The sequence below is a fragment of the Citreicella sp. C3M06 genome, assembly GCF_018860705.1.
Classification (GTDB): domain Bacteria; phylum Pseudomonadota; class Alphaproteobacteria; order Rhodobacterales; family Rhodobacteraceae; genus Salipiger.
Genome location: NZ_JAHKQA010000038.1, coordinates 17,729 through 36,314 on the forward strand (window position 1 = coordinate 17,729; position 18,586 = coordinate 36,314).

The window sequence follows — 18,586 nt, forward strand, 5'->3', positions numbered from 1 at the left end:
GTCTCTCATCCTTTCAGACGGCTGTCGACCGCGGCGGAAACCGTCTGGGCGTCGGCCTTGCCGCCAAGTGCCGCAACGATGGCAAGGGCGGTATCCTTCGCCACTATCTCGACGTTCTGCACGGCAGAGGCGCGGATTTCAGCGATGGCAGCTTCGGATTCGGCAGTCTTGGCGGCGATCTGCTCGTCGGCCTTGGCCACGGCGACGTCGAGCTGCGCCTTGATATCGTCGCGGGTGCGCTGGCCGATGGCCTGAGCTTCGGTGCGGGCGTCGGCAAGCGCCTTGTCATAGGCCTTTTCGGCCTCGGACGCCTGACGCTTCAGCTCTTCGGCAGCCGCGATGTCATTGGTGATCGTGCCGGTCCGCTCGGCAAGAACCGACGCGATGCGCGGCAGAGCGACGCGCGACAGGATGAAAAAGATCACCACGAGGGCGATCAGCAGCCAGAAGATCTGGTTGGGAATCCAGTCGGCGCAAAGCTGGGGCATCCCGATGGCGGAGCCGTGCTGGTCGACGCAAAAGCCCGCAAGATCTTCGGCGAGTTGTGTGGTCGCCATGTTGTCCTCCGTCGGAACGTTGTCTTTACTTCGGGCGGCCGCTCAGCAAGAGGGCCGCCCGCGCGTAAGGATGCTTTGGTACCGTCTTAGACGGCGAACATCAGCAGCAGGGCAACGAGGAACGAGAAGATGCCGAGTGCTTCGGCGAAGGCGATGCCGATGAACAGGGTGGCGGTCTGCGAAGCAGCTGCCGACGGGTTGCGAAGCGCGCCCGACAGGAAGTTTGCAGCAACGTTGCCGACGCCGAGAGCGGCGAGACCGGTGCCGAGACCTGCGAGACCTGCGCCGATGTGTGCGAGTTGACCTTCCATGGGGGTATCTCCTTACGTCTGGAAGTGATCTTGAAGAGGGGTGTGCGGGGGGCGCGGGCCAGATGGCCCGGCCGTCGTCAGTGATGCGGGTGCAGCGCGTCCTTGAGGTAGACGCAGGTCAGGATCGTGAACACGTAGGCCTGAATGAAGGCCACGAGCACTTCGAGCCCGTAGATGGCGGTGATCGCGACAACCGTCAGCGGCGAGACGGCGGCGACAGCGGCAAAGCCCGCAAAGACCTTGAGAACCGCGTGGCCTGCCATGACGTTGCCGGCAAGACGAATGGAGTGGCTGACCGGGCGCACGAAATACGAGATGATCTCGATCACCGCAAGCACCGGACGCAGCACCAGCGGCGCCGAGCTGACCCAGAACATCGCAAGGAAGGACGGGCCGTTCTTGACGAAACCAAGGATGGTCACGGTCAGGAACACCGCCAGCGCCAGCACGATGGTCACGGCGAAATGCGATGTGGTGGTAAAGCTCATCGGGATCAGGCCAAGGAAGTTGGCGGTCACGATGAACATGAACAGCGTCATGATATAGGGAAAGTACCGCAGGCCGTCCTTGCCGGTCACGTCTTCGATCATCTTGTAGATGAAGCCGTAGGCCAGTTCGGCGATCGACTGGGTGCGCGAAGGAACGATGGCGCGGCGCGAGGTGCCCAGCACCATCAGCGCAAAGATCGCAAGGATGGCGATGCCAAGCCACAGCGTCACGTTGGTGATGGTGAACATGCCGACATCGCCATGGCCGAACAGCGGCTTGACGATGAACTGGTCCATCGGGTGGAAGACGAGTCCGGTGGCCTCTTCGGCATGGCCTGCGCCATGTTCCGCCATCTCTGCACCGTGCGCTGCTTCAGTCGCCATCTCGGTCCCTCTTTTCGGTCTCGTCGGCCATTTCGGCCGGGTTGTCCCTGGCCAGTTCGGCCACCTGTTTGTTTTGCAGCTCGCGCGCCGTGCGGATCATCACGTTGACCCCCGCCGCGAAGCCCAGCAATGTGAACAGCACCATGAGCCAGGGCTGCGTTCCGAAGACCGCGTCAAGCCCGTAGCCGATGCCAAAGCCGATCCCCAGACCGGCCACCATCTCCGTCACCATCCGCCAAGCGTGTTGCGCTTGCGAATAATGTTCCTCCTGGTGCTTGCGGGTGTCGCCCCGGGCAGCTTTCGCCGCCGCGATCTTCGCCTCCAGCGCGTCGAGTTGCCGCTTTGGATCGGGATCGTTCACCCTGTCTTGCCCCTTCGAGGTTCCAGAAGGGTGCTAAGGGCTGAGGGGGCCTGAGTCAAGAAGCGGTAACTCTTTCTTGCTCGCACGCCAAGACGTTGATTTACATATATTATTTATATGGCCGCAGATCCACCCGTCCCGAAATCACTCGCAGTTAGCGCCATCGGGCAGGCGCAGGCATATTCAACCCTGCGGTTGACTGTGCTCCGGCGGCTTGACGCCGGGCACCGCCGCGCCGCTTATGGCGGTCATGACCGACACGCTTTCCGCCGTCTTTGCCGCACTCGCCGATCCGACCCGCCGCCGCATCCTTGCGATGCTGCTCGAGGATGACATGGCGGTGACCGACGTGGCCGAGCCCTTCGACATGTCGCTTGCCGCGATCTCGAAACACCTTGCCATCCTCGCCTCGGCGGGGCTGATCAGTCAGGACAAGCTGGGCCGAGTGAAATGGTGCAAGCTCGAACCGGACGCGCTGCGCGAAGCCTCGGTCTGGATGTTCGGTTTCGGGCTGGTCGAGCCGGTCAACCTTGATGCCTTCGAGCGGTTCCTTGCATCCGAACTGAGCGATCACGCCGAAGCCAGCGCCGGAAATACCCACGACTAAGGCGCGCCTGCCCGGCGTCAGTCCTGCTTGAGAAGCAGCACGAGAGCAAGGCAGGTCATCGCCACGCCGACAAGGATCATCGCCGGCGGCAAGCCCTTGCCAAGCGCCATCTGCCACAGGATCACCCAGGACGGCGTCAGATAGGTATAGGCCATCACCTTGGCAGCAGGCAGGCGCAGCGCAGCGTATTGCAGCAAGACAAAGGTGATCGCCGTCGCCGCGACAGCGGTATAGACGATGGTCAGCCAGACGATGCCCGGCAGCACTGCCCAGTCGGTCGCGATGATCTCGGGCGCACCGATCACCAGCAGCAGCGCGGTGCCCGCAAGGTTTGTCCAGAGCGTAAAGACCAACGCCGGCTCGCCCCGGTTGAGCCGCCGCACCAGCGGCGCATAGAATGCATGGGCGGCGCAACCGATGAAATACACCGCCTCGCCGCGCCCGATGCCCTGCCGGAACAGGGTGCCGAGGTCACCACGAAAGATCACCCACAGCGCGCCGGTCGCACCGACGCCAAGCGCCAGCACCATGCGCCGGGTCATGCGCTGGCCTACCAGAAACCAGCCAAACCCCGCCGCCATCAGCGGTGTCAGGGTGAATACCGCCGACATGCTGACCGGCGCCGCGAATTTCAGCCCTTCGAACATCAGCACGAAATAGGCGATCATCAACCCGCCCAGCACGCCATAGCGCCACGGCGCGCGCAGGCTCTGGCGCGTCACCTTGCCGCTGATCCCGGCGACCAGCGCCAGCAGCGCCCCCGCGATCACGAAGCGCACCGCGTTCAGCGCCACCGGCGCAATCTGCGGCGCCGCCATCGAACCTAGCGCGAAGCTTCCGGCCACCAGCGCCGAAAAGCTAAGCATGGCAAGATGGCCCTGAGCCTGCGGGCTCATGCGGCAGACATGCCCGCCGCATAATCCTTGAGATGCTTGAGAAAGGCCTGCACCTTCGGCGTGCGGTGCAAATCGACATGGGTCACAAGCCACAGCGCCGACGACCATTCCTCACGCGGGGGCAGCACCTGCACCAGATCGGGATCCTTGGCGGCTTCTTGGACAGACATGAAACCCACCCCGGCGCCCGCTTTCACCGCGGCCTGCTGCACGCGCCCATCTTCGGCGCGAAACACCACGCGTTCGGGCGGCACATTGGCACGCATCCAGATGGCAAAGGGCGCGCGGATCTCGAGATCGTCATAGCCGATGAAATCATGCGTAGCGAAATCAGACCCTTCCTTGGGCATGCCGCGCGCCGCGATGTAGCTGCGCGAGGCGTAAAGCGCCAGTTCCTGCCGGGGAAAGCTTTGCACCACGTTATCGGGCTCTTGCGGGACAGCGCCAGCGCGCAGCGCCACATGCGCTTCGCCATATTCAAGGCGGAACAGCCGGGCCCCGGTCATGTAGCGCACCACGATCTCGGGGTAGGCGGCGCGGAACGAGGTCAGCGCCCCAACCATCAGCGGGTAGAAATTGATCAGCGAGGTGACCAGCAATTCGCCAGACACCCCCTCGCCCTGCCCGCGAATGCGCCCGGCAAGCTGCTGGAACTGGTCATCGGTGGTCTGGGCGACGCGGGCCAGATCGCGCCCGGCCTCGGTTGGGGTGTAACCGCGCGCATGGCGCTGGAACAGCTTGACGCCCATCCGCTGTTCAAGCGCATCGATGTGACGGATCACCGTGGCGTGGTGCACTCCGAGCACCTCGGCGGCGCCACTTACGGTGCCAAGCCGCGCCACCTGAAAGGCGGTGCGGATCTCGTCCCAGTTCGTCATCATGCAATCGGCCTGTGCGTATGGTCACTTTCGCCGCCGATATGACGCAGCCCTGTTCGAAATTGCAATAAAAACCGCCTCTCGCGGCCACATCTGACAGAATACTGCACAAAGAAAAACGCCCGGGAGGCCCCGGGCGTTTCGAAAATTCTGCAATTGCGCACCCTGTGCAGGGCCGCGCAGGTCGATCACCTTAGTTGGTGGTCGTGGTGGTCGTGGTCGACGAGGAGCCGTCGCTGTCGCCGTCCGAAGACGCGAGGATCGCGATGATCACGGCTGCGCCGCCCATTGCTGCCAGCGCATCGCCGGGAATCTCTACGCCGCCCGACGTCACGGCATAGGGGTCATCGACGGTGACGACTGCAACCGGCTCTTGTGCGAAGGCGGCCGAGGTCGACAGAGCGGCAAAGAGAGCGGCCGAAGTCATAAGAGTTTTCATGGTGAGTCACCTTTGAAATGCGTGTTTCTAGATTGGGTCTTAGCGCGTTCAGGGCGAATCGGCTAGCCTGATTTTCTGCAGCAGCGAACATCCGCGGGAAAACCGGGCGAGTGTGGCCCGTTTGCGTAATTCGGCGTCACATTGAATCCGGTCAAGCAGCACCCGATCGTCAGATAATGCGAAACCCGGCCCCGACCAGTCGCCGGAACATGCGAGTCGCTATCCTGTCCGGGCGCGCAAATCAACCTGCGCCGGGCCTCAGCCCTGCAATCCTTGACTCGGCGGCGCCAAGAGGGTACCTCCCGCGCAACTCCGGATGCCGTATTGTGCCTCCGGTCCCTTGGGCCAGGCCCGGGATCGCCCTCCGTCAGCGCGTTGCGCCCACGGAGGCCATTCCGCTTTGGCGCATTGGAATTAACGGCGCCGCCCCCATCTTCGGGGCACGATGGATCAACAGACGAAAGGCCAGTGGCCCCATGTTCGAGACTCTCTCTGATCGCCTTGGCGGCGTCTTCGACCGGCTCACCAAGCAGGGCGCGCTGTCGGAGGATGACGTCCGCACGGCCCTGCGCGAGGTGCGCGTTGCGCTGCTAGAGGCGGATGTGTCGCTGCCAGTGGCGCGCCAGTTCATCAAGGCGGTCGAGAAAAAGGCCACCGGCGCGGCGGTCACCAAATCCATCACCCCCGGCCAGCAGGTCGTGAAGATCGTCCATGACGAGCTGATCGCCACGCTTGCCGGCGAAGGCGAGCCCGGCAGCTTGCGCATCGACACACCGCCCTCGCCGATCCTGATGGTGGGCCTACAGGGCGGCGGCAAGACCACCACCACCGCCAAACTGGCCAAGCGGCTCAAGGAGCGTGACAAGAAAAAGGTCCTGATGGCCTCGCTCGACGTCAACCGCCCGGCGGCGATGGAACAGCTGGAAATCCTCGGCAAGCAGATCGGTGTCGACACCTTGCCCATCGTCAAGGGCGAAGACCCGGTGGCCATCGCCAAGCGCGCCAAGACCCAGGCCAGCCTTGGCGGCTATGATGTCTACATGCTCGACACCGCCGGTCGCCTGTCGATCGACGACGAGCTGATGGCACAGGTCGAAGCGGTGCGCGACGTCGCCAACCCGCGCGAGACGCTGCTGGTGGTCGACGGCCTGACCGGTCAGGATGCGGTGCACACGGCGGAAAACTTCGACAGCCGCATCGGCATCACCGGCGTGGTGCTGACCCGGATGGATGGCGACGGGCGCGGCGGTGCGGCGCTGTCGATGCGCGCGATCACCGGCAAGCCGATCAAGTTCGTCGGCCTTGGCGAAAAGATGGACGCGCTGGAAACCTTCGAACCCGACCGGGTCGCGGGCCGCATCCTTGGCATGGGCGACATCGTCGCGCTGGTGGAAAAGGCGCAGCAGACGCTCGAGGCCGAACAGGCCGAGCGCATGATGAAGCGCTTTTCCAAGGGTCAGTTCAACATGAACGACCTCAAGATGCAGCTCGATCAGATGATCAAGATGGGCGGCATGGGCGCGATGCTTCAGATGATGCCGGGCGCGGCCAAGATGGCCAAGCAGATGGACGATGCCGGCATGGACGACAAGGTTCTGCGCCAGCAGATCGCCCTGATCAATTCCATGACCAAGAAGGAACGCGCCAACCCCGCGCTGCTTCAGGCCTCGCGCAAGAAGCGCATCGCCAAAGGGGCGGGCATGGATGTGGCCGATCTCAACAAGCTGCTGAAGATGCAGCGGCAGATGTCCGACATGATGAAGAAGATGGGCAAGATGGGCAAAGGCGGCATGCTGAAACAGGCCATGAAGGGCATGTTCGGCAAGGGCGGCATGCCCGAAGGCATGGACCCGTCGCAAATGGACCCCAAGCAAATCGAAGCCGCGGCCAAGGCGATGGGCGGCAAGATGCCCGGCGGCTTGGGTGGCTTTCCCGGTCTGGGCGGCGGCGGTGGCCTGCCCCCCGGCCTTGGCGGATTCGGCAAGAAGAAGTAAATGCCAGCCCCTGTCCTGCATACGCCTCGGCTCACGCTGAGGGGCCACACAATGGCCGACCTGACGGCGCTTTGCGCGCTGCTCGGGACGGATCGTGCGTGCTATATGGGCGGGGCGGTGTCGCATCTGGACGCGTGGCGCTGGATGGCGTCCGAGGTGGCGATGTGGGACCTGATGGGCCACGGCGCTTGGGGCATCGAAACCCGCGATGGCGTGTTTCTGGGCCAGGTCGGCATCTGCCAGCCGCCGCATTTCCCCGAATGCGAAATCGGCTGGACGCTGCTGGAAACGGCCGAGGGCAAGGGCTATGCGTTCGAAGCCGCGACCGCCGCGCTGCATTGGGCCTGGTCGCAGGGGTTCGGCACGCTGGTATCCTACGTCGACCCGGCCAACACCCGGTCACGCGCCTTGGCCGAACGGCTGGGCGCGATCCACGACCCCGCCGCGCCCCTGCCCGATGGCGACACGCCGGATGATTGCCTTGTCTTCCGCCACAACCCCGATTCCGACGGCAACCCGGAGGCCTACGCATGAGCCTTGTCGCCGCCCCTGTCCTTGAGAGCGAAAACCTGATCCTGCGCGGCCCCATCGCGTCGGACGCAGAGCCCGTGATTGCCTTCCTGATGGACCGTCCCCGCTCCGACGGGTTTGGCGGCAGCGATACCCGCTCCGACGCGTGGCGCTGGTTCACGCTCAATCTCGGGCACTGGCTGCTGCGCGGCTACGGCTATTTCACCATCGAACTGAAAGACAGCGGTTTGCCCGCCGGTCTGTGCGGCATCTGGAACCCCGAAGGCTGGCCCGAACCGGAAATCGGCTGGGTGACCTTTGCCGGTTTCGAGGGGCGCTCGATCGCCTACGAGGCCGCGCTGCGGGTGCGCCGCTACGCCTACGAAGACCTCGGCCTGACCACGCTAACCTCGAACATCGTGCCCGGCAATACCCGCTCGGCAAAGCTCGCCGAACGGCTTGGGGCCCGCTATGAGCGGACCTACACCAACGTTGCGATGGGCGAAGACGACCTGTTCCGCCACCCCGGCCCGGACGAGGTGCTGGGATGAGCGCCGCCTGCGAACAGCACCGCCCCGCGACCGCCGCCCTTCGGGCGACAGCGCATGGCATCGCGATGGCGATTTTCGCCGTTTCCCTCTTCAAACCGAAAGGCTGGGCCATTGACTGAAACCATCGACCCGGTTGCGCGCGCCGCATCCCTTCTGAAAGGGCACCGTGAAAGCATCGACAGGCTCGATGCGATCCTTGTCTTCACGCTGGCCGAACGGTTCAAGCACACGCAGGCCGTGGGGGTGCTCAAGGCCACCCACGAGCTGCCTCCATCCGATCCCGCGCGGGAAGAACAGCAGATCGCGCGGCTGAGGGAATTGGCGAGTCAGGCGGATCTCGATCCGGAATTCGCCGAGAAGTTCCTGAATTTCATCATTCAGGAAGTCATCAAGCACCACGAACATCACCAATCCTGACGGCCCCCGTCAGCAACGCCATTCAAAGGAGAAAACCCAATGGCTCTTAAAATCCGGCTCGCCCGCGGCGGTTCCAAGAAGCGCCCCCACTACGCCATCGTCGTCGCCGATTCGCGCATGCCGCGCGACGGTCGTTTCATCGAAAAGGTTGGCACGTATAACCCGCTGCTCGCCAAGGATGACGAAAACCGCGTAAAGCTGGACGTCGAGCGCGTTCAGTACTGGATCAGCCAGGGCGGCCAGACCACTGACCGCGTGTCGCGCTTCCTCGAAGCCGCTGGCGTCATTGAAAAGAAAGTGCGCAACAACCCCGACAAGGCCAAGCCGGGCAAAGCCGCCACCGAGCGCGCCGAAGCCAAGGCCGCCAAGGTTGCCGCAGCAAGCGAAGAGACCGCAGCAGAGTAATCCACTGTTGCAAGGTTGCATGGGGCGCGTGGGAAATCATCCCGCGCGCCTTTGTCGTTTGATTGGTGCTGTCATTTCGTGGCAATCACGCTAGTCTTCTCTCGTACCGCTTTGCCCGGGGTCCTGCCAAATGTTCATCGCTCGCCTTGCCTATTGCCTGCCGCTTGCCGCCGCGCTGATCGCCGGCACCGCTTCGGCGCAGGAAACCCTGTCGACGCAGGAAACCCTGTCGACGCAGGGAACGTCGCCCGGCGTGGTGTTCTCGCTGCGGGGCGGCGTTGCCAGCGCCCCCGATTTCTTCGGCTCCGACGATTACTCGGCAGGCCCAGACCTTGGCTTCAGCTTCCACGGGCTGACGCTGAACAATGGCTTCAGCCTTGGCGACAGCGATCCGTGGAACGATGCGATGGGCCTCGGGTTCGGCGGCTCATTCCGCTTTATCTCCGAGCGCGATTCGTCGGACCACGACACGCTGCGCGGCATGGATGACATCGACGCCACCGTCGAGCTTGGCTTTGAAGTCAGCTACACCGGCAACGCCTACGAGGTCTTCGGCAATGTGCGCCGCGGCTTTGGCGGTAGCGAGGGATGGGTCGGCGAAGCCGGGATGGACATCATCGCCCGCCCCGACGAGCGCTGGAAGCTGACCATGGGCCCGCGCCTGTTCTGGGGCAACGACAGCTACGCCAACACCTATTTCGGCGTCGACAGCGACGAGGCCACCGCTTCGCGCAGTGCCTTCGACGCCGATGGCGGGCTGCTGTCCGCTGGCGTCGAGATGGGCGCCACCTACCAGTTGAACGACGACTGGGGCATCGAAGGCGCGGTGACATGGGAAAACTACCGCAACGATGCCGCCGACAGCCCAATTGTCGACGATCCCGACCAGTGGACCGTGCGGCTGGGTGTGACCCGCGTGATGCGGCTTCGGTTCTGATCCTGCGGGAATGATTGCAAAGGCTCCGGGCACTGGTCTATCCAGTGACCCGGAGTTTTCATGTTCAGAGGAACGCAACTTGAGCGATACGATCTGCGTCGGCACGATTTCAGGCGCCTTCGGGGTGCATGGCGAAGTCCGCCTCAAGAGCTTTACCGCCGATCCCGAAGCCATCGCGGATTACGCGCCGCTGACCACCGAAGACGGCAGCCGCAGCTTTGATGTGCAGATCACCCGCCCACTCAAGGGCGGCTTTGCGGCGCGCCTGTCCGGCGTGCGCAGCAAGGAAGACGCCGACGCCCTGAACGGCACGCAGCTGTTTGCGCCGCGCGACCGGCTGCCCTCGCTGCCCGATGACGAATATTACCATGCCGACCTGATCGGCCTGACGGTGGTCGACCCCGGCGGGGTCGAGATCGGCACGGTCAAGGCAGTGCTCAACCACGGTGCGGCGGATCTTCTTGAACTGATCGTGCCCGGCGCCTCCAGAACCGTGCTGCTGCCCTTTACCCTTGCAGCGGTGCCGACGATCGACCTTGCGGCGGGGCGCATCGTGGCCGACCCGCCCGAGGGCCTGCTGGAATGACGCTTGTCGTCATTCACCCAGGATTTCACAAGACCGGTACCAGCACTGTCCAGATCGCATTGTCCCGAAACCGGGCGCTGCTGGAACCGCATCTGCGGCTGTACCTGCGCGAGGATTTCGAGCCGCTGGCCCATTCCGCCCGCAGCTATTCGGTGAGCCGCAGCGACAAACACCGAGACGCCATCGGCCGCAACGCGCTGCGCTTCTTTCGTGGCATCGGGCGCGACGATCCGCGCCCGGTGCTGATCTCTTCCGAGGATCTGAGCGGGCACATGCCCGGCCGCAACGGCATCACCCGCTACGACGCCGCCCCAACCATTCTGGCGCTGATCGCAGAGAACGCCGCGCATTGGTTCGGCCCCTCGCTGGATCTGACGTTCTATTTCAGCACCCGTGCGCCTGACCCGTGGCTGCGCTCTTGCTGGTGGCAGAACCTGCGCTCGACCCGGCTGACGCAGGATCTCGACCAATTCTCGCAGGGGCTTCCCGACGCCGCGGACCTGCCTGCCATCGTCGGCGCTGTTGCGGCCCGCACCGCGTCCTGCCCGCTCGAAGACAGCACCCTGCGGCCCGAAGGCCCGCTGAGCCCCCTGCTCGATCTGCTGAGCCTGCCGGATCAGATTCGCAACCTTCTGGTGAGTCCGCCGCCGATGAACCAGCAGCCGGATCTGGGAATTGCCGAGGTGCTTCTGGCGCTGAATCGCAGCGGCCTGGAGGACGAGGCGCTTTCCGAAGCCAAAAAGACCATGCGCAGGCTTGCGCAGAAACAAGGCAACGTGACCTGACGGCATCCCTTGGGGAGTGCAAGTCTCGGTATTTACGGAATTCCTCTTGATTTTAGCGCGCCCCCGGGGAAAAGCCTTGTGCAATAGTTTCAAAAAAATGGAGAAAATTGTGGATACTGTTCGTCACAAGTTGTTTTCCTCCTGGGCAGTGTTGTCGCCCGCGTTCAATAATATTTCCGCGCCAATCCGCACGCTCGGCGTGCGTCCGGGTTTGTCCCGCGCGGCCACCCTTGCTGCGCGTCTGCTGGACAGCCGCGCCAACAAACCCAATTTGATGCGCCGCCCTGCGCTGCGTCGGGCGCTGGCCAAGGCCCCCGCAACCGACCAGATGCGCGCCACCGTTGACGCGGTATTGACCGGCGACGCGCATGATTGCGCCAGCCCTGCGCTTGCCGAACTCTTCGGCCGCATCATCGAGCACTGGCATGATGGCGATGCATCGACGCTCGGCAATGCCGAGTTGCTTCAGCTCTGCAAGCTCAAGGAACTGGTCGAAGCCGGCCCGGCACGCGCCGCGGAATTGTCGGACCAGTTCGTGCATCCCGACCGGGTGCTGGAAATCCGCGACCGCATTTCCGGACATGGCACTTCGGAGCCTAGCATCGCCGAGCAACGCGCCGCTTGAGCCGCGCCGGGCAAGGCGCTAAGGCGTTGCGCATGAGCGACGATCAAACCCCTTCCGCGCCGACCCCGAAATCCCACGGCCGCAAGACCATTCGCGCGGCGGCAAAGCCGCGCGAGCTGGTCGAGTCCAGCCCGGCGCTAGCCCGCGCCTGGACGGCGCAGGTCATATCGCTGTTCCCCGAGGCGTTTCCGGGGGTGCTGGGCCTGTCGCTGACCGGCAAGGCCTTGCAAGATGGTATCTGGCAGATTGACCCCATCCCCCTGCGCGATTTTGGCATTGGCAAGCATCGCAACGTCGATGACACCCCCGCCGGTGGCGGCGCGGGCATGGTGCTGCGCCCCGATGTGATGGGCAACGCCATCGACGCCGCCCGCGCCCGCATCCACCCTGCCGCCCCGATCATCTACCTGTCGCCGCGCGGGCGGCGGTTCGATCAGGCGATGGCACAAAGCCTTGCCCGCGGCCCTGGCGCAACGCTGATCTGTGGCCGCTTCGAGGGGCTCGATGAACGGGTCATCGAGCATTACAACATCACCGAGGTCTCGCTGGGCGATTTCGTCCTGACCGGCGGAGAACTGGCGGCGCAGGCGCTGCTGGATGCCACCGTGCGGCTGCTGCCGGGGGTGCTTGGCAATGCCGAGTCGACCGACGAGGAAAGCTTTTCACACGGGTTGCTCGAGCATCCGCAATATACCAAGCCCGCCGAGTGGAAGGGCCGCGCCATCCCGCCGGTGCTGATGTCGGGTCATCACGGCGAAATCGCCAAGTGGCGCCGCGCCATGTCGCAAGACATCACCCGCACCCGCCGCCCCGATCTCTGGGCCGCGCATGAGGGCAAGAAATGATCCGCCGCGCCACCCGCGATGATTTGCCCGCCATCGTCGCCCTTCTCGCAGACGACCCGCTTGGCGCTGCGCGCGAGGAAACCGGCGGAGCGGTGGCGCAGGCCTATATTCAGGCGTTCGAGGCCATCGAATCCGATCCGAATATCTGCCTTATGGTGATGGACCGGGGCGGCGCGGTGATCGGCACGCTTCAACTGTCGATGACGCCCAGCCTGTCACGCAAGGGTGCGCTGCGGGCCACCATCGAGGCGGTGCGCATCCATGCCGATGCCCGCGGCGCCGGGCTTGGCACCACACTGATCGACTGGGCCATCGCCGAAGCGCGGCGGCGCGGCTGCGCATTGGTGCAATTGACCTCGGATCTGAGCCGCACCGACGCGCATCGCTTCTACCGGCGGCTTGGCTTTCAGCAAAGCCATGCCGGGTTCAAGAAACCGCTCTAGCCCCATATTTCCCTTGATCGGCGCGCCCCCTGCGCCTATACGCAGCTCGTCTGCGCAGCCAACGAGTCGCGCGGGCTTCTTTGGTGTTGCCTGACCCGCTGCTTTGGCGGACCCGGAAGGCCCCGAAGACCCATATAAAGAGAACGACGCCGGTAACCTCCCGCGGGCGCATGTGATGCGGACCCGATCAAAGACGCGGAGCTCTGGGGCGCGAGACATCTTCACGGACCAACCGTGAGCAACCAGGAGAAGCGTCAGATGGACCTGATCGCACAGCTCGAGGCAGAACAGATTGCCTCGCTGGGGAAAGCCATCCCCGATTTCAAGGCCGGCGATACCATTCGCGTCGGCTACAAGGTGACCGAAGGCACCCGGACCCGTGTGCAGGCCTATGAAGGCGTGTGCATCAGCCGCAAGAACGGCAAGGGCATCGCGGGCTCGTTCACCGTTCGCAAGATTTCCTTTGGTGAGGGCGTCGAGCGCGTGTTCCCGCTGTACTCGACCAACATCGACAGCATCGAGGTTGTGCGCCGTGGCCGCGTTCGTCGCGCCAAGCTGTACTACCTGCGCGAACGCCGCGGCAAGTCGGCCCGTATCGCCGAAGTCACCAACTACAAGCCGCTCGGCGCGTAAGGAGAGAAGCCATGAAATCCGGCATCCACCCCGATTACCACGTCATCAACGTCAAGATGACCGACGGCACCATCTACCAGACCCGCAGCACATGGGGCAAAGAAGGCGACCAGATGTCGCTGGATATCGACCCCACCGTTCACCCGGCATGGACCGGCGGAACGTCGCGCCTGCTCGACGCTGGCGGCCGCGTGTCGAAGTTCAAGAAGAAGTACGAAGGTCTGGGTTTCTGATCCACGCCTCTTGGCACTGCTTGACGCCGCTCCTTCGGGGGCGGCGTTTTTCGTTCAGGGGCACGTGTCAGGGTTGCCATCGCGCTTGCCTCCCGACTGGGGGAACGGGACACGACCCCGCTGATGAAAGATTGGCATGGCGGCGCGAAGCGGCCGTGGTGCCCCAACTGCCTGATCAACGGTGCCAGGCTGCCCCGCTGCTCGGGGAGCAAATCTTGCCACCGGCCGGTCGGAAGGCGATGCTGCGCCGCGCGGGTCGGTGGCCCGGCCTGATACGATCTTGGCGGGCGAACCGCTTTGGCCCCTTGGGCGAGGGCCGCGTTTCGATTGCATGGCGGCATATCCACCCGGCGCGGTGTTTGCGCTTCACAAATTCTATATTTGGAATATATATGCGGCATCGGCGGCCCTGATCGCCGCCACGGCCCAATCCAGGACGAACCGATGACCCTACCCCCAATCTCGAGCTACCTGCCGATCCTTGGCTGGGCGCGCAGCTATACCCGCGACACCGCCATGTCGGATCTGGTCGCGGCGATCATCGTGACCATCATGCTGATCCCGCAATCGCTGGCCTATGCGCTTCTGGCCGGACTGCCCGCCGAGATGGGGCTTTACGCCTCGATCCTGCCGCTGGTGGCCTATGCGGTGTTCGGCACCTCGCGCACGCTGGCGGTGGGGCCGGTCGCGGTGGTCTCGCTGATGACGGCCGCCGCCATTGGGCAGCTTGGCTTGTCCGATCCGGCTGACATTGCCCTCGCGGCGATCACGCTGGCCTTCATTTCGGGCGTATTCCTGACACTGCTGGGGATACTGAAGCTGGGCTTTGTCGCGAATTTCCTCAGCCATCCGGTGATCGCCGGGTTCATCACCGCCTCGGGCATCCTGATCGCGGGGTCTCAGCTGAAGCACATCCTTGGAATCGATGCTCACGGCGAGACCTTGGTGAAGCTGGTGCCGTCGCTGATTGAACATCTTGGGCAGACCAACCTTATAACGCTGGTGATCGGCGTGCTGGCGACGGCGTTCCTGTTCTGGGTCCGCAAGGGGTTGAAGCCGCTTCTGGTCTCGCTGGGGGTGCCGAAAAAGCTGGCCGAGGTCGGGGCCAAGGCCGGACCGGTTGCCGCCGTGGTGCTGACGACGCTGGCGGCCTGGGCCTTTGATCTTGGCGCCCATGGCGTCAAGCTGGTGGGCGAGGTGCCGACCGGCCTGCCGCCGCTGTCTGCGCCGTCGTTCGACGTGGAGATGTGGCGCACGCTGTTGCTGCCCGCAGTGCTGATCTCGATCATCGGCTTTGTGGAGTCGGTGTCAGTGGCGCAAACGCTCGCCGCCAAGCGACGCCAGCGCATCAGCCCCGATCAAGAGCTGATCGGGCTGGGCACATCGAACATCGCCTCGGCGATGTCCGGCGGCTTTCCGGTGACCGGCGGCTTTTCACGATCGGTGGTGAACTTCGACGCCGGGGCCGAAACCCCCGCCGCCGGAGCCTATACCGCCATCGGCATCGGCGTTGCCACCCTTGCGCTGACGCCGCTGCTGTTCTTCCTGCCGACAGCAACACTGGCGGCGACGATCATCGTTGCCGTGCTCAGCCTTGTCGATTTCTCGATCCTGAAAAAGACATGGGTCTACAGCAAGGTCGATTTCACCGCCGTCGCCGCGACCATCGTTCTGACGCTGACGCTTGGGGTGGAAACCGGCGTTTCGGCCGGGGTGCTGCTGTCGATCTTCCTGCATCTTTACAAGACGTCGAAACCGCATGTGGCCGAGGTTGGCCTTGTGCCGGGCACCCATCACTTTCGCAACGTCAAGCGCCACAAGGTCGACACGTTGCCCGACGTGCTGACGCTGCGGGTGGATGAGAGCCTGTATTTCGTCAACGCCCGCTTTCTCGAGGAATACGTGCTGGGCAAGGTCGCCATCTGCGATGATCTGCGCCACGTGGTGCTGATGTTCCCGGCGGTCAACGATGTCGATATGAGCGCACTGGAAACCCTCGAAGAGCTGAACACCCGCCTTGGCGAAAACGGCATCGACCTGCATCTGACCGAGGTCAAGGGCCCGGTGATGGACAAGCTCAAACGCTCGCATTTCCTCGATGCGCTGACCGGGCAGGTGTTCCTGTCGCAATATGATGCATGGGTCGCGCTGAAGGGCGGCGAGGATCTCGCCGCCGCCCAGTGAGTTACAGCGCGCGTCGCCCCTCTGCGCCAAGGGCAAAGCCCTTGCGGCCCTCGATCAGGCAGGGCACCAGCGGGCGGCCATAGCCTGCGCCGGCATCAAGGTTGATGCGGTTCACATAGGCTTCGGGCGCTTGCAGGGCGGTGTGCCCGTGCACCACGACGCGGCCCCAATCGGTGGTATCGCTGAGGAACGGTTCGCGGATCCACAGCAGATCGCTCTCTTCCTGATCGTGCAGCGCCACGCCGGGCCGCAGCCCGGCATGAACGAAGATCTGGTCCTGCGTCTCGTGCAGACGCGGCAGCGCGGCGATCCAGTCAAGATGCGCCTGCGGGATCGCCTTGTGCGCGTCGGCGTGGATATCCTCGGGCCAGCGGCGCACGTCGGTATCGACGCCATAACTCTCCAGCGTCTTGTCGCCGCCGATCGGCGGATCGGTGTAATACAGCGGACGCGTGGTGCGCCGGTCCTGAAAGGCGAGAAAGTCGAGATAGCGCAACAGATAGCGGTCGTGGTTGCCCATGATGCAGACCCACGGCCTGCCCTCTGCCTGCCCCTGCATCAGCAGCTCGATCACGCCCTTGCTGTCCGGGCCGCGGTCGACGAAATCACCAGTAAAGACGATAGGCGCATCCTTGCCGCCCTCGCGCTCGATGGTGTCCAGCGCCATGTGAAGTTGATCAAGATAGCCGTGAACGTCGCCTACGGCGAAAATCGGTTGCATCGGATTGGTCCTTGTCTGACCCGATAATACTTGGTCATGCCGCAGCGCAGAACAAGGGCGGCGCGCCGGATTGATAGCGCTATATGGCGCCGCGGACACGACACGAAAAAGGGCGCCCCCAAAAGGAGCGCCCCCAAAGTCAGACCCTGACGGGGTCAGGCCACGTCGAAATGCAGCGGCTTGACCTGCCGGAACAGCCCGGTGTCCTTGAGCGCCGCGACCGCCGAGTCCTTCATCGGCTCATCAAGATACGCGATCGCGATAGCCTCGCCGCCCTGCACCGACCGGCCAAGGGTAAAGTTCGCAAGGTTGACCTTGTGCTCGCCCAGCATGGTGCCCAGCGTGCCGATGATGCCGGGGATGTCTTCGTTGGTGGTGTAGAGCATGTGCTCGCCGACCTCGGCGTCAATGTTGATGCCCTTGATCTGGATGAAGCGCGGCTTGCCGTCGCTGAACACCGTGCCCGCGATCGAGCGTTCCTTGGTCGGGGTGGCGATGGTCACCTTGATATAGCCCTCGAACACGCCCGATTGCGCCTGATTGGTGGTGGCGATCTGGATGCCGCGATCCTTGGCCAGCGCCGGGGCCGACACCATGTTCACCTCGGGGTTGATCGACTTCATGATGCCCGCGATCAGCGCGCAGTTCAGCGCCTGCAGGTTCATCGTCGACGCTTCGCCGTCATACAGGATGTTGATCGCCTTGATCGGCTCGTCATCGGTCATCTGGCCGATGAAGTTGCCAAGATGACCTGCGGTGGTGATCCACGGCCCCATGACCTTGGCTTCCTCGGCGGTCACCGACGGCATGTTGAGCGCATTGGTCACGGCCCCGGTCAGCAGGTAATCCGACATCTGCTCGGCGACCTGAAGCGCAACGTTTTCCTGCGCTTCGGTGGTCGACGCGCCAAGGTGCGGGGTGCACACAACGTTTTTCAGGCCGAACAGCACGTTGTCGGTGGCGGGCTCTTCGGCGAACACGTCGAAGGCGGCGCCAGCGACATGGCCGGATTTCAGCAGCTCGGCCAGCGCCTTTTCATCGACCAGACCACCACGGGCACAGTTGATGATGCGCACGCCCTTCTTGGTCTTGGCGAGGTTCTCGGCGGACAGGATGTTGCGGGTGCCATCGGTCAGCGGCACGTGTAGCGTGATGAAATCGGCGCGCTTGAGCAGCACGTCCAGCTCGACCTTCTCGATCTGCATCTCGGCGGCCTTCTCTTCCGACAGGAAGGGATCATAGGCCACGACCTTCATCTTGAGGCCGCGCGCACGGTCACAGACGATGCCGCCGATGTTGCCCGCACCGATGACGCCAAGCGTCTTGGCGGTCAGCTCGACGCCCATGAACTTCGACTTTTCCCACTTGCCAGCCTGGGTCGAGGCATCGGCTTCGGGGATCTGCCGCGCCACCGAGAACATCATCGCGATGGCATGTTCGGCGGTGGTGATCATGTTGCCGAAGGGCGTGTTCATCACGATCACGCCCTTTTTGGACGCGGCTTCCTTGTCGACATTGTCGGTGCCGATGCCAGCGCGGCCAACGACCTTGAGGTTGGTGGCATGTTCCAGCAGCGACGGCGTCACCTTGGTGGCCGAACGGATGGCAAGGCCGTCATACTGGCCGATGATCTCGGCCAGCTTGTCCTTGTCCTTGCCGACGTCGGGCAGGTAATCGACCTCGATGCCGCGATCGCGGAAAATCTGGACGGCGGTTTCGGAAAGCTTGTCGGAAACGAGAACCTTGGGCATGGGGGTGGTCCTTTGGATATGGGGGGAGCGGTCGGTGGGCCGTCG

Annotated in this window: 24 protein-coding genes; 15 read left to right on the forward strand and 9 right to left on the reverse strand. The window is 63.9% G+C overall.

The window, feature by feature from the left end; genetic code table 11:
• Positions 1 to 5: 5 nt before the first annotated feature.
• The 4 genes from KO516_RS07055 to KO516_RS07070 form a co-directional block, all read right to left on the reverse strand.
• Complete coding sequence (locus tag KO516_RS07055) at positions 6 to 557, reverse strand: F0F1 ATP synthase subunit B' (RefSeq protein ID WP_216003082.1); 552 nt, start codon at positions 555 to 557, stop codon at positions 6 to 8.
• Positions 558 to 643: 86 nt separating this feature from the next.
• Complete coding sequence (locus KO516_RS07060) at positions 644 to 868, reverse strand: F0F1 ATP synthase subunit C (RefSeq protein ID WP_009505655.1); 225 nt, start codon at positions 866 to 868, stop codon at positions 644 to 646.
• Between the two features lie 77 nt (positions 869 to 945).
• Positions 946 to 1,740 carry a F0F1 ATP synthase subunit A gene (locus tag KO516_RS07065; RefSeq protein WP_216003083.1) on the reverse strand — a complete coding sequence of 265 codons (795 nt, stop codon included), beginning with the start codon at positions 1,738 to 1,740 and terminating at the stop codon, positions 946 to 948.
• Positions 1,730 to 2,101, reverse strand: a complete 372-nt coding sequence (locus KO516_RS07070; RefSeq protein ID WP_216003084.1) for an AtpZ/AtpI family protein — start codon at positions 2,099 to 2,101, stop codon at positions 1,730 to 1,732. Before KO516_RS07070 ends, KO516_RS07065 begins: the two co-directional genes overlap by 11 nt.
• 250 nt (positions 2,102 to 2,351) lie before the next feature.
• Here KO516_RS07070 and KO516_RS07075 point away from each other — a divergent pair, with 250 nt between their 5' ends.
• Positions 2,352 to 2,708 (forward strand): metalloregulator ArsR/SmtB family transcription factor, encoded by a 357-nt coding sequence (locus KO516_RS07075; RefSeq protein WP_216003085.1) that lies wholly within the window; start codon positions 2,352 to 2,354, stop codon positions 2,706 to 2,708.
• 17 nt (positions 2,709 to 2,725) lie between these two features.
• Here KO516_RS07075 and KO516_RS07080 read toward each other — a convergent pair whose 3' ends face one another.
• From KO516_RS07080 to KO516_RS07090, 3 genes are all read right to left on the reverse strand, one after another.
• A complete protein-coding gene (locus KO516_RS07080; protein ID WP_252737460.1) occupies positions 2,726 to 3,604 on the reverse strand; it encodes a DMT family transporter in 879 nt (292 codons plus the stop codon).
• Entirely contained in the window at positions 3,601 to 4,482 is an 882-nt protein-coding gene (locus tag KO516_RS07085) for a LysR family transcriptional regulator (protein ID WP_216003221.1), read from the reverse strand. Before KO516_RS07085 ends, KO516_RS07080 begins: the two co-directional genes overlap by 4 nt.
• Positions 4,483 to 4,675: 193 nt before the next feature.
• Positions 4,676 to 4,921 (reverse strand): hypothetical protein, encoded by a 246-nt coding sequence (locus KO516_RS07090; RefSeq protein ID WP_216003086.1) that lies wholly within the window; start codon positions 4,919 to 4,921, stop codon positions 4,676 to 4,678.
• 476 nt (positions 4,922 to 5,397) lie between these two features.
• Here KO516_RS07090 and ffh point away from each other — a divergent pair, with 476 nt between their 5' ends.
• From ffh to KO516_RS07160, 14 genes are all read left to right on the forward strand, one after another.
• Positions 5,398 to 6,915, forward strand: a complete 1,518-nt coding sequence (ffh, locus tag KO516_RS07095) for a signal recognition particle protein (RefSeq protein ID WP_216003087.1) — start codon at positions 5,398 to 5,400, stop codon at positions 6,913 to 6,915.
• Positions 6,916 to 7,449 (forward strand): GNAT family N-acetyltransferase, encoded by a 534-nt coding sequence (locus KO516_RS07100; protein ID WP_216003088.1) that lies wholly within the window; start codon positions 6,916 to 6,918, stop codon positions 7,447 to 7,449.
• Positions 7,446 to 7,976, forward strand: coding sequence for a GNAT family N-acetyltransferase (locus tag KO516_RS07105; protein ID WP_216003089.1), 531 nt, complete (start codon positions 7,446 to 7,448; stop codon positions 7,974 to 7,976). Before KO516_RS07100 ends, KO516_RS07105 begins: the two co-directional genes overlap by 4 nt.
• Positions 7,977 to 8,087: 111 nt before the next feature.
• Complete coding sequence (locus KO516_RS07110) at positions 8,088 to 8,393, forward strand: chorismate mutase (protein WP_216003090.1); 306 nt, start codon at positions 8,088 to 8,090, stop codon at positions 8,391 to 8,393.
• Between the two features lie 39 nt (positions 8,394 to 8,432).
• The gene (rpsP, locus tag KO516_RS07115; protein ID WP_216003091.1) at positions 8,433 to 8,798 is read left to right on the forward strand and encodes a 30S ribosomal protein S16; all 366 of its coding nucleotides are present in this window, start codon (positions 8,433 to 8,435) and stop codon (positions 8,796 to 8,798) included.
• A 130-nt stretch (positions 8,799 to 8,928) separates the two neighbouring features.
• Positions 8,929 to 9,735, forward strand: coding sequence for a MipA/OmpV family protein (locus KO516_RS07120; RefSeq protein WP_216003092.1), 807 nt, complete (start codon positions 8,929 to 8,931; stop codon positions 9,733 to 9,735).
• Between the two features lie 79 nt (positions 9,736 to 9,814).
• A complete protein-coding gene (rimM, locus tag KO516_RS07125; protein WP_216003093.1) occupies positions 9,815 to 10,321 on the forward strand; it encodes a ribosome maturation factor RimM in 507 nt (168 codons plus the stop codon).
• Positions 10,318 to 11,106: a hypothetical protein gene (locus KO516_RS07130; protein WP_216003094.1), complete on the forward strand. Its 789-nt coding sequence runs from the start codon at positions 10,318 to 10,320 to the stop codon at positions 11,104 to 11,106. Before rimM ends, KO516_RS07130 begins: the two co-directional genes overlap by 4 nt.
• Before the next feature lie 76 nt (positions 11,107 to 11,182).
• Complete coding sequence (locus tag KO516_RS07135; protein ID WP_216003095.1) at positions 11,183 to 11,731, forward strand: hypothetical protein; 549 nt, start codon at positions 11,183 to 11,185, stop codon at positions 11,729 to 11,731.
• 32 nt (positions 11,732 to 11,763) lie between these two features.
• Complete coding sequence (gene trmD, locus KO516_RS07140; RefSeq protein WP_216003096.1) at positions 11,764 to 12,576, forward strand: tRNA (guanosine(37)-N1)-methyltransferase TrmD; 813 nt, start codon at positions 11,764 to 11,766, stop codon at positions 12,574 to 12,576.
• Positions 12,573 to 13,019, forward strand: coding sequence for a GNAT family N-acetyltransferase (locus KO516_RS07145; RefSeq protein ID WP_216003097.1), 447 nt, complete (start codon positions 12,573 to 12,575; stop codon positions 13,017 to 13,019). The genes trmD and KO516_RS07145 overlap by 4 nt, the downstream gene beginning before the upstream one ends.
• 258 nt (positions 13,020 to 13,277) lie before the next feature.
• Positions 13,278 to 13,652 carry a 50S ribosomal protein L19 gene (rplS, locus tag KO516_RS07150; RefSeq protein ID WP_216003098.1) on the forward strand — a complete coding sequence of 125 codons (375 nt, stop codon included), beginning with the start codon at positions 13,278 to 13,280 and terminating at the stop codon, positions 13,650 to 13,652.
• Positions 13,653 to 13,663: 11 nt separating this feature from the next.
• Positions 13,664 to 13,885 (forward strand): 50S ribosomal protein L31, encoded by a 222-nt coding sequence (gene rpmE, locus KO516_RS07155; RefSeq protein WP_216003099.1) that lies wholly within the window; start codon positions 13,664 to 13,666, stop codon positions 13,883 to 13,885.
• A 444-nt stretch (positions 13,886 to 14,329) separates the two neighbouring features.
• Positions 14,330 to 16,069 carry a SulP family inorganic anion transporter gene (locus KO516_RS07160; protein WP_216003100.1) on the forward strand — a complete coding sequence of 580 codons (1,740 nt, stop codon included), beginning with the start codon at positions 14,330 to 14,332 and terminating at the stop codon, positions 16,067 to 16,069.
• Position 16,070: 1 nt separating this feature from the next.
• Here the strand turns inward: KO516_RS07160 and KO516_RS07165 are convergent, their stop codons facing one another.
• Positions 16,071 to 16,790: a metallophosphoesterase family protein gene (locus KO516_RS07165; protein WP_216003101.1), complete on the reverse strand. Its 720-nt coding sequence runs from the start codon at positions 16,788 to 16,790 to the stop codon at positions 16,071 to 16,073.
• Between the two features lie 155 nt (positions 16,791 to 16,945).
• Positions 16,946 to 18,541, reverse strand: a complete 1,596-nt coding sequence (serA, locus tag KO516_RS07170) for a phosphoglycerate dehydrogenase (protein ID WP_216003102.1) — start codon at positions 18,539 to 18,541, stop codon at positions 16,946 to 16,948.
• Positions 18,542 to 18,586 lie beyond the last annotated feature (45 nt).

Excerpts from the sequence above, each read along its gene's own strand:
- KO516_RS07055 (WP_216003082.1), bottom strand. The coding sequence starts at position 557 with ATGGCGACCACACAACTCGCCGAAGATCTTGCGGGCTTTTGCGTCGAC.
- KO516_RS07060 (WP_009505655.1), bottom strand. The coding sequence starts at position 868 with ATGGAAGGTCAACTCGCACACATCGGCGCAGGTCTCGCAGGTCTCGGC.
- KO516_RS07065 (WP_216003083.1), bottom strand. The coding sequence starts at position 1,740 with ATGGCGACTGAAGCAGCGCACGGTGCAGAGATGGCGGAACATGGCGCA.
- KO516_RS07075 (WP_216003085.1), top strand. The coding sequence starts at position 2,352 with ATGACCGACACGCTTTCCGCCGTCTTTGCCGCACTCGCCGATCCGACC.
- KO516_RS07080 (WP_252737460.1), bottom strand. The coding sequence starts at position 3,604 with ATGAGCCCGCAGGCTCAGGGCCATCTTGCCATGCTTAGCTTTTCGGCG.
- KO516_RS07085 (WP_216003221.1), bottom strand. The coding sequence starts at position 4,482 with ATGACGAACTGGGACGAGATCCGCACCGCCTTTCAGGTGGCGCGGCTT.
- KO516_RS07090 (WP_216003086.1), bottom strand. The coding sequence starts at position 4,921 with ATGAAAACTCTTATGACTTCGGCCGCTCTCTTTGCCGCTCTGTCGACC.
- ffh (WP_216003087.1), top strand. The coding sequence starts at position 5,398 with ATGTTCGAGACTCTCTCTGATCGCCTTGGCGGCGTCTTCGACCGGCTC.
- KO516_RS07100 (WP_216003088.1), top strand. The coding sequence starts at position 6,916 with ATGCCAGCCCCTGTCCTGCATACGCCTCGGCTCACGCTGAGGGGCCAC.
- KO516_RS07105 (WP_216003089.1), top strand. The coding sequence starts at position 7,446 with ATGAGCCTTGTCGCCGCCCCTGTCCTTGAGAGCGAAAACCTGATCCTG.
- rpsP (WP_216003091.1), top strand. The coding sequence starts at position 8,433 with ATGGCTCTTAAAATCCGGCTCGCCCGCGGCGGTTCCAAGAAGCGCCCC.
- KO516_RS07120 (WP_216003092.1), top strand. The coding sequence starts at position 8,929 with ATGTTCATCGCTCGCCTTGCCTATTGCCTGCCGCTTGCCGCCGCGCTG.
- KO516_RS07130 (WP_216003094.1), top strand. The coding sequence starts at position 10,318 with ATGACGCTTGTCGTCATTCACCCAGGATTTCACAAGACCGGTACCAGC.
- trmD (WP_216003096.1), top strand. The coding sequence starts at position 11,764 with ATGAGCGACGATCAAACCCCTTCCGCGCCGACCCCGAAATCCCACGGC.
- KO516_RS07145 (WP_216003097.1), top strand. The coding sequence starts at position 12,573 with ATGATCCGCCGCGCCACCCGCGATGATTTGCCCGCCATCGTCGCCCTT.
- rplS (WP_216003098.1), top strand. The coding sequence starts at position 13,278 with ATGGACCTGATCGCACAGCTCGAGGCAGAACAGATTGCCTCGCTGGGG.
- rpmE (WP_216003099.1), top strand. The coding sequence starts at position 13,664 with ATGAAATCCGGCATCCACCCCGATTACCACGTCATCAACGTCAAGATG.
- KO516_RS07160 (WP_216003100.1), top strand. The coding sequence starts at position 14,330 with ATGACCCTACCCCCAATCTCGAGCTACCTGCCGATCCTTGGCTGGGCG.
- KO516_RS07165 (WP_216003101.1), bottom strand. The coding sequence starts at position 16,790 with ATGCAACCGATTTTCGCCGTAGGCGACGTTCACGGCTATCTTGATCAA.
- serA (WP_216003102.1), bottom strand. The coding sequence starts at position 18,541 with ATGCCCAAGGTTCTCGTTTCCGACAAGCTTTCCGAAACCGCCGTCCAG.